Annotated in this window: 17 protein-coding genes; 7 read left to right on the top strand and 10 right to left on the bottom strand. The window is 69.7% G+C overall.

Annotated features, from left to right (window positions below; genetic code table 11):
• Positions 1-204 precede the first annotated feature (204 nt).
• The 3 genes from AB0M56_RS30620 to AB0M56_RS30630 form a co-directional block, all read right to left on the bottom strand.
• Positions 205-1245: a hypothetical protein gene (locus AB0M56_RS30620; protein ID WP_364182166.1), complete on the bottom strand. Its 1041-nt coding sequence runs from the start codon at positions 1243-1245 to the stop codon at positions 205-207.
• A gap of 2 nt (positions 1246-1247) precedes the next feature.
• Positions 1248-1817 (bottom strand): RNA polymerase sigma factor, encoded by a 570-nt coding sequence (locus tag AB0M56_RS30625; protein ID WP_364182169.1) that lies wholly within the window; start codon positions 1815-1817, stop codon positions 1248-1250.
• Between the two features lie 61 nt (positions 1818-1878).
• Positions 1879-3822 (bottom strand): S53 family serine peptidase, encoded by a 1944-nt coding sequence (locus tag AB0M56_RS30630; protein WP_364182171.1) that lies wholly within the window; start codon positions 3820-3822, stop codon positions 1879-1881.
• Between the two features lie 21 nt (positions 3823-3843).
• Between AB0M56_RS30630 and AB0M56_RS30635 the strand changes: the two genes are divergently transcribed.
• From AB0M56_RS30635 to AB0M56_RS30660, 6 genes are all read left to right on the top strand, one after another.
• The gene (locus tag AB0M56_RS30635) at positions 3844-4374 is read left to right on the top strand and encodes a hypothetical protein (protein ID WP_364182174.1); all 531 of its coding nucleotides are present in this window, start codon (positions 3844-3846) and stop codon (positions 4372-4374) included.
• Positions 4375-4486: 112 nt separating this feature from the next.
• Entirely contained in the window at positions 4487-5065 is a 579-nt protein-coding gene (locus AB0M56_RS30640; protein WP_364182177.1) for a VOC family protein, read from the top strand.
• A complete protein-coding gene (locus tag AB0M56_RS30645; RefSeq protein WP_364182180.1) occupies positions 5062-5463 on the top strand; it encodes a nuclear transport factor 2 family protein in 402 nt (133 codons plus the stop codon). Before AB0M56_RS30640 ends, AB0M56_RS30645 begins: the two co-directional genes overlap by 4 nt.
• Complete coding sequence (locus AB0M56_RS30650) at positions 5463-6299, top strand: fumarylacetoacetate hydrolase family protein (RefSeq protein WP_364182183.1); 837 nt, start codon at positions 5463-5465, stop codon at positions 6297-6299. Before AB0M56_RS30645 ends, AB0M56_RS30650 begins: the two co-directional genes overlap by 1 nt.
• Before the next feature lies 1 nt (position 6300).
• Complete coding sequence (locus tag AB0M56_RS30655; protein WP_364182185.1) at positions 6301-6939, top strand: TetR/AcrR family transcriptional regulator; 639 nt, start codon at positions 6301-6303, stop codon at positions 6937-6939.
• A gap of 57 nt (positions 6940-6996) precedes the next feature.
• Entirely contained in the window at positions 6997-7911 is a 915-nt protein-coding gene (locus tag AB0M56_RS30660; protein WP_364182188.1) for an NADP-dependent oxidoreductase, read from the top strand.
• Positions 7912-7983: 72 nt separating this feature from the next.
• Here the strand turns inward: AB0M56_RS30660 and AB0M56_RS30665 are convergent, their stop codons facing one another.
• The 4 genes from AB0M56_RS30665 to AB0M56_RS30680 are packed head-to-tail and all read right to left on the bottom strand — an operon-like array spanning position 7984 to position 9795.
• On the bottom strand, positions 7984-8478 hold the full coding sequence (locus AB0M56_RS30665; RefSeq protein ID WP_364182191.1) for a flavin reductase family protein: 495 nt from the start codon (positions 8476-8478) through the stop codon (positions 7984-7986).
• A complete protein-coding gene (locus AB0M56_RS30670; protein WP_364182194.1) occupies positions 8409-8870 on the bottom strand; it encodes a hypothetical protein in 462 nt (153 codons plus the stop codon). Before AB0M56_RS30670 ends, AB0M56_RS30665 begins: the two co-directional genes overlap by 70 nt.
• Before the next feature lie 17 nt (positions 8871-8887).
• On the bottom strand, positions 8888-9490 hold the full coding sequence (locus AB0M56_RS30675) for an NADPH-dependent FMN reductase (RefSeq protein WP_364182197.1): 603 nt from the start codon (positions 9488-9490) through the stop codon (positions 8888-8890).
• A gap of 5 nt (positions 9491-9495) precedes the next feature.
• Complete coding sequence (locus AB0M56_RS30680) at positions 9496-9795, bottom strand: Rid family hydrolase (protein ID WP_364182199.1); 300 nt, start codon at positions 9793-9795, stop codon at positions 9496-9498.
• Here AB0M56_RS30680 and AB0M56_RS30685 point away from each other — a divergent pair.
• The gene (locus tag AB0M56_RS30685; RefSeq protein ID WP_364182202.1) at positions 9703-10164 is read left to right on the top strand and encodes an SDR family oxidoreductase; all 462 of its coding nucleotides are present in this window, start codon (positions 9703-9705) and stop codon (positions 10162-10164) included. The genes AB0M56_RS30680 and AB0M56_RS30685 overlap by 93 nt on opposite strands.
• A 34-nt stretch (positions 10165-10198) precedes the next feature.
• Here AB0M56_RS30685 and AB0M56_RS30690 read toward each other — a convergent pair whose 3' ends face one another.
• From AB0M56_RS30690 to AB0M56_RS30700, 3 genes are read right to left on the bottom strand one after another with little or no spacing between them, the layout of a single operon-like run.
• The gene (locus AB0M56_RS30690; RefSeq protein ID WP_364182205.1) at positions 10199-11794 is read right to left on the bottom strand and encodes a ubiquinol-cytochrome c reductase cytochrome b subunit; all 1596 of its coding nucleotides are present in this window, start codon (positions 11792-11794) and stop codon (positions 10199-10201) included.
• A complete protein-coding gene (locus tag AB0M56_RS30695; RefSeq protein WP_364182208.1) occupies positions 11791-12180 on the bottom strand; it encodes a hypothetical protein in 390 nt (129 codons plus the stop codon). The genes AB0M56_RS30690 and AB0M56_RS30695 overlap by 4 nt, the downstream gene beginning before the upstream one ends.
• Positions 12177-13487 carry an FAD-dependent oxidoreductase gene (locus AB0M56_RS30700; protein WP_364182211.1) on the bottom strand — a complete coding sequence of 437 codons (1311 nt, stop codon included), beginning with the start codon at positions 13485-13487 and terminating at the stop codon, positions 12177-12179. The genes AB0M56_RS30695 and AB0M56_RS30700 overlap by 4 nt, the downstream gene beginning before the upstream one ends.
• Positions 13488-13539: the final 52 nt, after the last annotated feature.

The following is a 13539-nucleotide window of genomic DNA, read 5'->3' on the forward strand; positions in this document are numbered from 1 at the left end:
CTCCCCTGGGCAAGTACTTTCCTGAAGAGAAAGATAGTCTCTACTTTCCAGTCAGGCAAGTACTTGCCTCAGGAGTGATGCAGCGGCGAAGGGGAACTGGGGTACACCGGCGACTGTCCACTAGAGACGGGATCGAGCGAGCCGGACAAGGCAGTGCGGGCCGCCCCGTGAGTGGGACGGCCCGCACCGTTTACCGGGGAGGGGTCAGAACTTGCCGGCGCGAACCTGCGCCAGCGTGACGCGCGAGGACTTGTAGGTGGCGGACACGTCCTTCCACGCGGAGATGAGCGGGAGGCCCGTGTGGGCGTCGATGGTGAGGACCTGGGCGTCGGTGCCGCCGAAGAGGGACGGGCCGGCGGTCAGGGTGAGGGTGGGGCGGCCGCCGGTGGTGGAGTTGGCGACGGCGACGGCCGGAATGGTGGAGAGCAGGCGGAGGACGCCCGCGCGGACGTCCGGGTTCTCGGCGCCGCGGAAGAGGGCGTCGGTGGCGTTGGTCCAGAGGTTGTTGTCGATGCGGTTCTGCAGGTCCTGGCCGGTGGGGCGCGGCAGGGGCGTCTTGATGCCCTTCGCCTTGAAGATCGGCTCGTCCTTGGCCATGGCCTCGTCCCACGCGCGCTGCGCGTCGGCGGGGCTGAGGCCCAGGCCCCAGGCGTTGGGGACGGCGTTGACCATCCGCATGCGGGCCTCGGTGAGGTCACCGGTCGCCGCGAAGCGGGCGGCGGCGACCTTGGCGGCGTCGATGGGCTCGGCGAGGTTGTCGTGGTGCGCGATGGCCGAGGAGAGCTGCTGCGCGGTTTCCGCGAAGTAGGCGTCGCCGCTGTCGGTGTAGAGGTTGTAGGTGACGTAGGGACTTCCGTCGGGGGCGGTCGTGGTCCGGATGACCAGCGACGCGTCGCCCTGCACGGAGGTGCTGCTCGCCTTCACCGACGCGGCCAGGGTCACGAGGCGAGACTCAGGAGCCGACGCGGCGGGCGCCTGGGCCGGGGACTGCGGTGCAGGCGCCGCGACGGACACGACGAGGGCCGCCACCGCGGCCGCGCCGACGGCGCCGAGGCCGATCTTGCCCGGCACGCCCAGGCGGAAACCTCGGGCCCAGGCGAACTTCGCGCGCCGGACCGGAGCAGCGACCGTTGTGGCCGGGGATTCCGCCATTGCCGCGCCGAGCGTCGCCCGCGCCCGTTCGTAGGCCTGGGGGCGAAGCGGCGCGACGTCCTTCAGACGGCCGACCAGTTCCAACTCGTCCATGATCACAAGCCTTCCTTCACAGTGGTGAGATTCGTCAAGAGCGCGGCCACTTCCGGCGCGTTCCGCAGCGTCTTCCGGGCCTGGTGCAACAGGCGGCGCGCGGTCCCGGCCGGCAGGCCGAGCACCCGCGCCGCGTCGGCGACGGTCAGGTCCTCCCAGGCGACCAGGGTCAGGACCTCGCGTTCCTCCGGTTTGAGCTCCGCCAGGGCCGTCCGCAGCCCCGCCTGCGTGTCGACCCGCGCGTCGACCGCCGACCAGGGGTCCCAGCCGTTGGCGAAATCCCCTGCGTCCGGCACGAGGTCTTCGGCCGGCCGCGAGCGCCAGTGCCGGCGCAGGGTGTTGAGCGCGACGCCGTAGAGCCACGGGCGCGCCTCGGGGAACGACCGGTCGTACGTGCTCCGGGACGCGAAGGCCGCCACCCACACTTCGCCGAGCAGGTCCTCCGCCGTGTCGCGGCCGACCCGCCGGGCGAGGTACGCGCCGATCGCGCCTTCGTGCCGGGTGATCACCTCCACGAAGGCTTCCCCGTCGCCGTCGAGCGACCTGCCGATCAGTTCCGCGTCCGACGTCATGCCGCTCCTCGTCTTTGCTCTGACCTTCCACCCGGGGATTGCCGGCTCGTCCCCAAAGTGTTCAGAACCTCCTCCCGAGAGCGCCGACGAACGCCGGTGTCGGCGCGCCGAGGCCGGTCACGTCGTCGTAGCGGGGGGTGGCGGTGAGCGCGTCGTCCTCGCCGAAAGTGGTCAGCCGGCCGGGGTCGATCTCGGTGAAGTCCTGCGCGCCGAGCGCGATCGGCGGGTCGGCCGGGTCCACGGGCAGGATGTCGCGCAGCGCATTGCCGCCGGACAGCCGGTAGAGCACGGCGTTGGCGAACCCGAGCGGGTGCCCGGCGGCCTGCATCGCGTCGGCCTCGAGGCCCGCGACCAGCGGCGCCGACGCGCTCGTGCCGCCGCCCTCGGGGAGTTCCTCGTAGCCGGCGTCGGGGTCGGACAGGCCGGTCGCGCCGATGAGCCAGCCGTTGCCGGCGCCGGCCGAGATGTCGGGGATGACGCGGCCCGCCACGGCGGTGCGGCCGTGCGTGGCGAGGCTGTCGGGCACGACGTGCTTCTGGTAGGCGGGTTCGGGGAACTTCCGGCTGACGCCGCCGCCGGAACCGTCCCGGAACGTACCGGGCGGCGGCGCGTCGTAGCCTGTGCCGGCCGCGTTGATCGACGTGAGGCGGTCGCCCCACGGGTAGTCGGCGACCACGGAGCCGTCCGCGCCGATGGCGAGGCTCGTCCCGCCGACGGCCGTGCTCCACGGGTCCGACGCCGGGAACAGCGGGTCGTCGTCGACACCCCCACCGCCGCCGTCGCCGCTGGAGAAGTCGAACCCGATGCCCTCCAGCGCGCCCTGCTGCAGGATCGGGTCCCACGGCGCCATCGACGCCGGCGAAAAGCCCAGCTCCGGCAGGCCGAACGAACCGGACGCGACGTCGGCCAGGTGCTCGTCGACGATCCGCGTCACCCCGTCCAGCCAGCTCGGCAGCAGGTCCACGTCGAAGTCGGCGCAATCGATGCCGAGGTACACGATGTGCGCGTCGGGCGCCGCGAGGTGCGCCGACTGAACGTCGATGGCCTCCTCTTCCGTCGGCGCGCCGCCCTTCGCCTCGCACGTGCTGTCCGCGTCCGGGCCGATGTTCTCGGTGTACTGCCCCGGCGCGAAGACAGGCTCACCGTGCGCGGCGAAGAAGCGGTTCGAGTCGGCCTCCAGCGTGGGCGTGTGACCGCTGAGCAGGACGGCGATGGTCGCGCCCTTGCCGGTGTACGGGCTCGAGGTCAGGCCGTACGCGTGGCGCACCTGGTCGGGGGTGTAGCCGCAGAGCTGGGTGGGTGCGGTGGTGTGGCCGAAGGCCGGCGGGATCGGCCGGGTGTGCTGGCCCCAGTACTGGGAGCAGGGGAAGTCCGTGGCTTTTGCGGTGGTTGCTCGGGGTGCGGCCGCGCTCGTGCTCGTGGTTCCGAGGGCGAGCTGGTCGATCCCCGTCACGCTGACGATGTCGGCCGCCACCGCAGCCGGCACCGAAAACCCGCCCACGACACCGGCTTCGCGGATCGTGGTCGAGCCCTTCGGCCCGCTGATGACCGTGTCGAACTCACTGATCTGCGTGGCGAACGCGGCATCGGCCTGCGCGACGGTCGCGCTCACCGCGAGGTAGTGCTGGTTGGTGGCGGTGACCGTCATCCCCTGCGCCCTCACCCACGCGCTGACGGCGGAGACCTGCGCCGTGGTCGGACCGAACTCGTGGTTGACCTGGGCGGGGGTGAGGAAGTGGCCGTAGCGGGCGTCGGCCGGGTCGGACACCGCCCGCGCGGCGGCCGCCAGCTCCGGCCGGTCGGCCAGGTACACGCGCAGCGCCACCTGCCGGCCGGCGTCGAGCGGGTGCGGCGTGCCACCGAGGTCCCCGGGATTCGGGCTGGGCAACTCGACGCGCCCGGACGTCCCCGCGGAGGCCGGCATCGCCGTGACCGTCATGACGCCCACGGCGGCCGCCGCGGCGAGCACAGCGCTTCGGCGGAAGAACCTCTTGTGTGTCTTCACATCCGGCTGTTGCCGGGAGGGGTGCGGAGTGTTCAGACCGGGCGGCGAGTTGATCTCGACGAGGTGCCGGACGGATCCGCGCGGCCGGAGTTGGTGCGGTTGGCAGTGGTCGTGGCGCCGGCTGCGGTCCCCCATTTTCCCGAGTTCGGGTTCCTCGCTGGACGGGCCGACGAGCTGGTGTTGTGGCGGTGCGGGTTGCCGACGGCGAAGTTCCGGATGCCGGCGCCGGTGCCGGCCGCGACCTGTGTGTCGAACTCGTCGTTCGAGTCGCTGGTCGCGCTGGTCGAGGTCGACCGCGAGCTGGTGGTGCACATCGAGGGCGATCAGGACACCGACCTGCGCAAGCTGCACACGCCGATCGACTTCCGCGTGGCCGGGGAGGACCGACTGGACCTTTCGCCGCTGTACCTCTGGCGCGGTCGTCGAGTTCCCCGGCCGGTGGTGCGCCACTACGACCTGCCCTGGCTCGCGGTGCGGCGCTCGGCTCACCTGATCGAGGGACTGGACATCGCGACCGCAGTGGTTCTGCACCACGTCGAAACCGGTAGCTGACCAGGCCGAACGTCGACCCGAGCCGGCTCTACGGCGACGACGGCAGGAACTTGACTTGGAGTCAAGTCAGGCTTTAGCTTCAGAGACCGAAACGGCCTTGGAGGAGGAAGACATGGCTTCACCGGCGAAGCTTTCCCACGTCGTCCTGTACAGCAGGCAGGTGCCTGCGATGCGGGACTGGTACGTGAAAACCCTCGATGGCCGGGTGGTGCACGAGACGCCCGGCATGGTGTTCGTGACCTACGACGACGAGCACCACCGCATCGCGGTCGCGGATCCGACGTCGGCGATGCCCGACGAGGACGTTGCGGCGCTGCTGGGCGGCCCGAAAACCGATCTCTCGGCCGAAGAGCTGGCAGCGCTGCCGTTGCACGGCCTGGCCCACGTGGCGTTCACCTACGGCAGCCTGCGGGAGCTGCTCGAGACGTGGGAACGCCTCGACGCCGACGGGGTGCGGCCGCTGCAAGCCGTGAACCACGGGCCGACGACCTCGGTGTACTACGCCGACCCCGACGGCAACCAGATCGAGCTGCAGATCGACAACTTCCCGACCACCGAGGAGGGCACGGCCTTCATGCAGTCCGAAAGCTTCGCGCGCAATCCGTTCGGGGTGGTGTTCGACCCCGCGGCGCTGCTCACCGAGCTGCGCGCCGGGAAGACCGAAGCCGAGCTGACGGTGCCGACGTGGTGAGCGAGGCGCGGTTCGCGTGCGAGGACGTGGTGCGCACGTCGTTCCGGCTCATCGACGAGGGCCACGCGAGCGCGTCGACCGAGTGCTACACCGCCGACGCGACGCTGGTCATGGCCGGCACCAAGGAGATCCGTGCGGAGGGTGAGCAGATCCGCGAGGCCATGTGTCGCCGGGAGCAGGAGGACCGGCCGACGCTGCACGTGGTGTCGCCGTCGTGGTTCGACCTCGACGGCGACCGCGCCGAATGCCGCTGCGACCTGCAGGTGTACGCCCTCGGCGACCCGGCCGCGCCGCCGCACCTGCGGACGGTGAGCCGCGTCCACGACGTCCTGACTCGCGAAGCAGGACGCTGGCGCATCGCCGAGCGCCGCATCACCGTGCTGGCCGGGGCCGGCTGATGCGCCTCTACCGGACGACGCAGGGGCTGGCCCGCGGGGACGGCGAGGAGTTGCTGCTGCTCGACGTGCCGCACCACGACGTCGCCGAGCTGCTGGCGGACAACGCGCAGGACGCCGCCGTGCGAGGGCGGTTGCCGCTCGCGGAAGCCACGTTGCTGACGCCCGTCGCGCGGCCGAAGACGGTGGTGATCGTCGGGGCCAACTACGCCGGGCACATCGCGGAGGCCGGGCTGAAAGTCCCGATCACGCCCGCGTTTTTCCCGATCACGCCGGGGCCGGAGCTGTTCGTCAGGACCGGGAAGCCGATCGTCCTGCCCGCCGAGGCACCGGATCGGGTCGACTACGAAGCCGAGCTGGCCGTCGTCCTCGGGGCACCGGCCGCCGACGTCAAAGTCGAGGACGCCGCTCGCTATATCGCGGGTTTCACCGTCGCCAACGACGTGTCGGCGCGCGACGTCCAGTTCCGCGGGATGCGCGACGGCGCCGTCGTCGACTTGTCACTTCTCCAGCGCGCCAAGGGGTTTCCGACGTTCAAGCCCCTCGGCCCCGCGCTCGTAACGCCGGACGAGCTCGGCGACGACCTCACCGTCACCACCCGGGTGAACGGTTTGCTCAGGCAACAAGGGCGCACGAGTGAGATGCTGTTCCCGGTGGCCGAGCTCGTCGCGGCTGTTTCGGCGAAGATCCCGCTGGCGGCGGGAGACGTCATCCTCACCGGAACGCCCGCCGGCGTCGCACTCGCGTCGGGTGAGTACCTGCGGGCGGGTGACGTCGTCGAGGTGAGTGTCGAAGGGATCGGCAGCCTGCGCAACGAGGTGAGCACAGGAGGCAGCTGACATGAGTTCCGAGAAGCGCACGGCGCCGCCCCGCGGGCAGCGGCGCGCGGCGCTGATCGAGGTGGCCGCCGACCTGTTCGCCCTCAAGCCCTACGACGAGATCTACATCAGCGAGATCGCCGAAGCCGCGGGCGTCGCGCACGGACTGTTGTTCTACCACTTCAAGGACAAGCGCGGCCTGTACCTCGCGGTGCTGGAGCAGGCGCTCGACGAGCTCATCGAGCTGCACCGGCCGCGCGACGACGAGCACACGCGCGAACAACGCATGCGTGGCCTGCTGCGCCGCCACATCGAGTACCGGCGCGCGCACGTCCACACCATGCTCGCGTTCATCCGCGCCGGCGGCCAGGACCCGGAGGTGGACGAGCTCTTCGAACGCGCCCGCCGCGCCGGCGCCGAGTTCGTGGTCGACCTGCTGGGCCTCACCACAGAGCCGCCGCCGCGCGTTCGCGTCGCGATCCGCGGCATCATGGGCATGCTCGACGAAACCACGCTCGACTGGCTCACCCACGACTGCGACGTCCCCGCCGCCGAACTCGAAAACCTCGTGTACGACGCGGTTGTCGCCATCCTCGCCACGGTGTCGTCGGCGCACCCCGAGCTGGGCGAGGCGGTCGCGGAGCTGCACGCGGCGGCGTGATGCGAGCCGCGGCGGTAAGTTCTCGATGGACCGCACCGGAATCGGGTTAGGGGAAGCATGAAAGCCATCACCGTCCAGGATCGAGCCGCCGGTGTCGGCGGGATGTCTCTTGTGGACCGGCCCCATCCGCACGCCGCCGAGAACGATGTAGTCGTGCGGGTGCACGCGGCCGGCTTCACGCCTGGCGAGCTCGAGTGGCCCGGCACGTGGACCGACCGGGCCGGGCGGGACCGGACGCCGAGCGTGCCCGGGCACGAGCTGTCCGGGGTGGTGGCCGAGCTCGGGTACGGCACGACCGGGCTCACAGTGGGACAACGCGTGTTCGGACTCGCGGACTGGACGCGGGACGGGTCGCTCGCCGAGTTCGCGGCCTTGGAGGCGCGCAATCTGGCGCCGCTGCCCGCGGACATCGACTACACGGTGGGTGCGGCGTTGCCGATCTCGGGACTGACGGCGTGGCAGGCGCTGTTCGACCACGGCGGGCTCGAGCCCGGGCAGACGGTGCTGGTCCACGGCGCGGCAGGGGGCGTCGGGTCGATCGCGGTGCAGCTCGCCCGGGAGGCGGGGGCGACGGTGATCGGGACCGGGCGGGGGCACAACCGTGAGGCGGCCCTCGACCTCGGCGTGCATTCCTTCGTTGACTTGGAGGCCGACCGGCTGGAGGACGTCGGTGAGGTCGACCTGGTGCTGGACGTGTTCGGCGGAGAAATCGGGGACCGTTCGGCCGGGGTCGTCCGCGCCGGTGGGACTTTGGTGACCATCGCGGGGCCGCCGAACGCGTGGCCGCGGGACGGGCGCGCCATCTTCTTCGTGGTCGAAGCCGACCGGGCGCGGCTGGCCGACCTGGCGCAGCGGGTTCGCGACGGGCGGCTGCGGGTGCTGGTCGGGGCCGTTCATCCGCTGGAGGAAGCCGCCGCGGCTTTCGCGCCGGGCCGGCGCAGTCAGGGAAAGACGATCATCCGCACGATCTGAACCGGCGTGAACGCGCGGGATCGAGCGCGTTCACGCCGACTTGCAATCGTTTGCAACCCTACCCAAAAGCCGTCACGCACTCTGAGCCAGCAACGAATGCGTCCCGAACGTCCGTGAGTGGTACGTCAGCGGAGCCGCCGTGACCGTCGAAGCGGAGACGACCTGTCCGAAAAGGACGATGTGGTCCCCGCCCTCGACTTCCTGGCTCACCGTGCACGCCAGCCACCCGGGAACACCCGCCAGCCGAGGCAGCTCGTTGTCGTGCTGCCAGTCGACGCCGGCGAACTTCTCCCCCATCTCGAGCTTCTTCGCGAACGAGCGCGCCGTCTCGGCCTGCGCCGCGCCGAGTACGTTCACCCCAAAGCGCCGCGACTTCCGGACCAACCCCAGGAGCCGAGACGTTTTGTCCAGCGACACCAGCACCATCGGCGGATCCATGGAAAGTGACGTGAAGGCGCTGACCGTCGTCCCGTGCGGCGAGCCCTCGTGGAACGCGGTCACCACCGAGACCGGCGTGGCGACTCCGGCCATGACGTCGCGAAAGTCGTTCTGCAACTGCGTGAGCATGCTACCTCCTTGTGGCATGGCTGACGTCGGTCGAAAAAATCCACAATGGACCCGGTGAGGTCACTGGCCGGGTCGGCGAGTGCATCGAGTTCGTCGAAGTGGGTGAAGCCGGGCCGCGGCGAGATGCCGTAGTTCTCGGCCCAGCGCGTGGCCAGCGCCATCGCGACCCCGTGCCCGCCCGCCGAATGTCCGGCGACCGCCGCGCGCTCCTGCCGGACGATCTCGTCGAGCGACACCGCCGGGCACAGTGAATACATCGGAATGTCGAGGAAACACTTCAGGCGGTGACGGGTTTCGGCACTACGGGCGAGGCGCCGGTTCGGCGCGAGGTAGAGCGTTTCGCCGGTCGACGGGACACCCGGCGGCGCACCGAGGTCGAGTGGACCGTCCACAAGACACCATCCCTTCGTCAGAAAACGAATTCCCGTTCCCGCGGGTCGAGGCCGCGTGCGTTGGTGCTCTGGGTGAATTCCGCGAAGTCGGACAGGAACCGGCGAAGCAGGGACCGGACCTCTTCGTCCTTCAGGTTTCCCTCGTCGTCGAACTTCATCTTGCCCAGGCTGACCGCCACTTCCGGCCGGCCCATCAGCATCGCGTCGAAGAACAGCAGGGCACCGCGCAACGCCGACTGGCCGCGCAGCGTGCCGCCGGTGCCGATGCTCGCGCCGACCAAGCCGATCGGCTTGAACCGCAGGCAGTTGAACGGCGGCGGGAACGACAGCCAGTCGAGCAGGTTCTTGAACGCGCCCGGCACGCTGTTGCAGTACTCCGGCGTCGCGAGCACGAGGCCGTCTGCCGCACGCACCTTTTCGGCGATGGCCCGCACCACCGCGGGCGGCTGCCCGTCTTCGGGGAGGTCGACGTTGAGGTTCGGCACCTCGCTCCAGTCGTCGAGGAGATCGAGCGTGACGTCGGCGGGCGCCTCGTCAGCGAGAGCCTTCAGCAGGCCGTGGTTGTAGGAGCCCGAACGAAGGCTTCCGCAAATTCCGAGAAGACGAAGATCTTTGGTCATGAGAATCAGCCGCTCTGATCCAGGACCACGGGACCAGAACGAGCTGGCACGGCCGCGATCGCGTTGACTTCGAAATGAAGACCCCTGGGCACGAGACGGGAAACCTCGACTGTGGTCGAAGTAGGCATCGCGGGGAACAGTTCGCGCATCACGGTCGTGACGATCGCGTTGTCCCGTTCGACATCGGTCAGGAACTTGGTGAGGGAAACTACGTGCTCCAGGCCCGCTCCCGCAAGCGCCAGAACCCGTGTGAGATAGCGGAAAGGGTTTTGTTTCCCTGTCCCGCGACACGGCGTTCTCACCACGCTCGGGACGACGTCTCTCGACGACGTGCAGTCCCTTGTGGACTCCACTTCACCGGTGTCTACTTCCTCATCCAGCAGCTCGCTCCCCGCATCGCCGACGGCGGCTCGATCGTGAACATCTCCAGTGTGCTCGCGCGATCCGCCGGCGAAGGGTGGTCGATCTACGGGGCGATGAAGGGCGCGGTCGAGGTGCTCACCCGCTACCACACCCAGGAGCTCGGCAAGCGCGGCATTCGCGTCAACGTGGTCGCGCCGGGCCCTGTCGCCACCGGCTTCCTCGACGGCACGATCCGCGACAACGCCGCCGTGCGGGAAATGCTCGGCGGGCAGGCCGCCCTGGGCCGCGTCGCGGGGCGAAATCTCTCGTGAGATTCGCCCCGGCGGTCGCGGTGGTCGGGCGTGGTCAGTGACCTCGTCTGACGTGCTGCACAGCCGCTGTTTCCTCCGGTGGGTCCGGGGTCAGGAGTGAGCCAGGCACGGCGTGGCCGGCGGCGCCGAGTTTGTTCATCTTCTTGGGGACCGTCGCGCCTTGGTAGTCGAGCGGGACGGGGTGGCCGTGGCTGTCCACGGTGCCGAGAGGCTGGTGGATTTCCAGGTAGCCGCCCGAGGGCGAGCGGGTGATGATGCCCGTCTCGATGCCGTGTTCGAGCACTTCCCGGTCCGCGCGTTGCAGGCCCAGGCACACGCGGTAGGTGATGAAGTACGCCAACGGCGGCACGACCAGCACACCGATGCGCCCGGCCCACGTCGTGGCGTTGAGGGAAATGTCGAACTGGTCGGCGATGATGTCGTTGAAGCCGGACAGCTCGATCACCAGGAAGAAACCCAGCCCCATCATGCCCAGCGACGTGCGCACGGGCGCGTCACGCGGGCGTTGCAGGATGTTGTGGTGCGCGGTGTCCTTCGACAGCCGCCGCTCGATCCACGGATAGGACAGCAACAACGTGAACAGGACCCCCATCCCGACCGCCCCGGCGAAGAAGACCGCCGGAACCGTGTAGTCGCCCAAATACAGCTCCCACGCCGGCCAGATCCGCAGCAGGCCGTCGGCCCACGCCAGGTAGAAGTCGGGCTGCGAACCCGCCGAGACCTGCGACGGGTTGTACGGGCCGATGTTCCAGATCGCGTTGATCTGGAACAGCCCGGCCAGCAACGCGATCACACCGGTGACGATCGTGAAGAACGCACCCGCCTTCAGCGCGAACGCCGGGAAGATCCGGATACCGACGACGTTCGTTTCTTTGCGCTTCACCCCGGGGAACTGGGTGTGTTTCTGGTACCACACGATCGCCAGATGCGCGGCGATCAACGCCAGCATGATCCCCGGGATGATCAGAATGTGCACCGTGTAGAGCCGCGGAATGATCTGGTTCCCGGGGAACTCGCTGCCGAACACCGCCCAGTGGATCCACGTGCCGATCACCGGGACCGACAGGATGATCCCCGACAACGTCGCCCGAATCCCCGTACCCGACAGCAAATCGTCGGGCAGCGAGTAGCCAAAAAAGCCTTCGAACATACCCAGGATCAGCAGCGTCGCACCGATCAGCCACGTCGCCTCCCGCGGCCGGCGGAACGCGCCGGTGAAGAACACCCGGCACATGTGCACCATCATCGCGGCGATGAAGATCAACGCCGCCCAATGGTGCACCTGCCGCACGAACAACCCGCCACGGACCTCCATCGAGATGTCCAGCGTGCTGGCAAACGCCCGCGACATCTCCAGACCCTGCATGTTCGTGTACACACCGTGATAGGCGACCTCCTGCATGGAGGGATCGAAAAACAACGTCAGATAAACACCGCTGAGCAGCAGCACGATGAACGCGTACAGCCCTATCTCGCCCAGCAGGAACGACCAGTGCGTCGGGAACACCTTGTTCATCTGGTGCCGCAGACCCTTGGACACGTGATAGCGGTCATCGACCGCCTTCGCCACCACGCCGGCGGCCTTGAGCGCGCCCGGGTCGGACTTGGTCGGACTGGTCAGTGAGCTCATGTGATCCTCACTCGCCTACGCAGGACGGCCACCGCGAACACGGCGCCCAAAACTTCGACGACGGACAGCACCCCATTTGTGACAACTCCCGGCCCCAACCACGCTCCGAACACGAACGACAACACCATCGAGACGCCGAGCAACACCGCGCCCGACCGCCCGCGCGTGCGGAAGTGCCACCAGATCCCCACCGCCGACAGCCCCAGGATCCCGATGGCCACACCCACCGACGCCACGCTCGGGTGCACCACCGCGCGGGCCACCACGCCGGCGCAGTGCAGCGCGACGATCACCGCCAGCACCCGATCGATCCGCACCACCAGCGGGGGGTCCTTCACCACGGCATGGCCATTCACCCGCCGCGCGACCTCCGGCCCCGGCGTCATCGCTGCTCACCCGGAGTCGTGGTGGCCGAGGGAACCGAGGCCGACTGGACCAGGCCCAGCTGCACGGACTGGCGAGGCGACAGCGCGTCCAGCAGCCAGTCGACCGCCGCGCACAGGCGGTTGCCCGGCAGGGCAAGCAGGTGGTAACCGCGCGTGACGAGCTTCGCGACCCAGCCGGCCAGCGGGATGTGCAGCGGGTTGGCGGCCGCCTGCGCACCACCGAGGTCGACCACGAACCCCAGGTCGTGGTGCTTGTACTCGCGCGCGATGCCGAAGCCGAGGGAGGCGGCGACGTTGCGGCCGGCGAGGGCGCCCTGGCGGGTGGCGGGTTGGGCAGTCATGGCGGTGACCTCGCCGGGGCGGGTGAGGTCGGGGACGGCGGACGCGTCGCCGCAGGCGAAGATGCGGGGGTGGCCGGGGATGGCGAGGGTGGTGTCGACGACGAGGCGCCCGCGTTGCGTCTCGAAGCCGGCGCCGGCGACCAGCGGGTGCGGGCTGACACCGACGCACCAGGCGATGGTGCGCGTCGGCACGAACTCGCCCGAGGTGAGCCAGACACCGTCGTTGGTGGCCTCGCGGACGGAGGTGCCCGTGAGCACCTCGACGCCACGCTTGCGGAGGACCCGATCCGCGGCCCGGGAAAGCCGCGGATCGAGCTCCGGCAGCACCTGGGGAGCGAGGTCGAGCAGCAGCCAGCGCGTCCGCTGCCCCTCGAGCTCCCGGTGCCGCCGCTGGATGGCTTGGGTGAACAGCGGGCCCTGGGCAGCCACCTCGGTCCCGGTGTAGCCGGCGCCGACCACGACGAACGTGCACCGCGCGTCACGCTCCTCCGGTGAATCGCCGGCGGCGGCCAGCTCAACCTGGCGGATCACGTGGTCGCGGAGGTACCAGGCTTCGGCGACACCGCGGGAACCGTGCGCGTGTTCGGCGACGCCGGGGATCGGCAGGAGTTTGGTGACACTGCCCGCCGCGAGGATCAGGCGGTCGTAACGAAGCTCGTGGACCGCGCCCTCGGGGTCCGTATAGGACAGTCGATCTTTCTCCGGCGCGAGCGCCGTCACCGTGCCGAGAGCCAAACGGACGCCAGGCAAGGCGGCCGGGAGCGACACCGTCACCCGCCGAGGGTCGACGACGACGGCGGCGGCCACTTCCGGGAGCAGCGGCAGGTACAGGAAGTAGTCCGTCTCGTTGACGATCACGATCTCGATCCCCGCCGCCTTGAGCAAAGACCGCCGCAACGCGCGGGCGGCGCGGTAGCCGGCGAACCCGCCGCCGACGATGACGACTCTGGTCGGATCCCCGTCCATGCGTCCTGGCCTTTCTCCACGAGAGCCTGACTCGGGTCAGCCTGCCATCGCG

Source organism: Amycolatopsis sp. NPDC051372 (genome assembly GCF_040682095.1).
Taxonomy (GTDB): Bacteria; Actinomycetota; Actinomycetes; order Mycobacteriales; family Pseudonocardiaceae; genus Amycolatopsis.

What these genes read in the sequence shown, in the direction of transcription:
- AB0M56_RS30620 (WP_364182166.1), bottom strand. Translation starts at nt 1,245, where the DNA reads ATGGACGAGTTGGAACTGGTCGGCCGTCTGAAGGACGTCGCGCCGCTT.
- AB0M56_RS30625 (WP_364182169.1), bottom strand. Translation starts at nt 1,817, where the DNA reads ATGACGTCGGACGCGGAACTGATCGGCAGGTCGCTCGACGGCGACGGG.
- AB0M56_RS30640 (WP_364182177.1), top strand. Translation starts at nt 4,487, where the DNA reads ATGGCTTCACCGGCGAAGCTTTCCCACGTCGTCCTGTACAGCAGGCAG.
- AB0M56_RS30650 (WP_364182183.1), top strand. Translation starts at nt 5,463, where the DNA reads ATGCGCCTCTACCGGACGACGCAGGGGCTGGCCCGCGGGGACGGCGAG.
- AB0M56_RS30655 (WP_364182185.1), top strand. Translation starts at nt 6,301, where the DNA reads ATGAGTTCCGAGAAGCGCACGGCGCCGCCCCGCGGGCAGCGGCGCGCG.
- AB0M56_RS30660 (WP_364182188.1), top strand. Translation starts at nt 6,997, where the DNA reads ATGAAAGCCATCACCGTCCAGGATCGAGCCGCCGGTGTCGGCGGGATG.
- AB0M56_RS30665 (WP_364182191.1), bottom strand. Translation starts at nt 8,478, where the DNA reads ATGCTCACGCAGTTGCAGAACGACTTTCGCGACGTCATGGCCGGAGTC.
- AB0M56_RS30675 (WP_364182197.1), bottom strand. Translation starts at nt 9,490, where the DNA reads ATGACCAAAGATCTTCGTCTTCTCGGAATTTGCGGAAGCCTTCGTTCG.
- AB0M56_RS30690 (WP_364182205.1), bottom strand. Translation starts at nt 11,794, where the DNA reads ATGAGCTCACTGACCAGTCCGACCAAGTCCGACCCGGGCGCGCTCAAG.
- AB0M56_RS30695 (WP_364182208.1), bottom strand. Translation starts at nt 12,180, where the DNA reads ATGACGCCGGGGCCGGAGGTCGCGCGGCGGGTGAATGGCCATGCCGTG.
- AB0M56_RS30700 (WP_364182211.1), bottom strand. Translation starts at nt 13,487, where the DNA reads ATGGACGGGGATCCGACCAGAGTCGTCATCGTCGGCGGCGGGTTCGCC.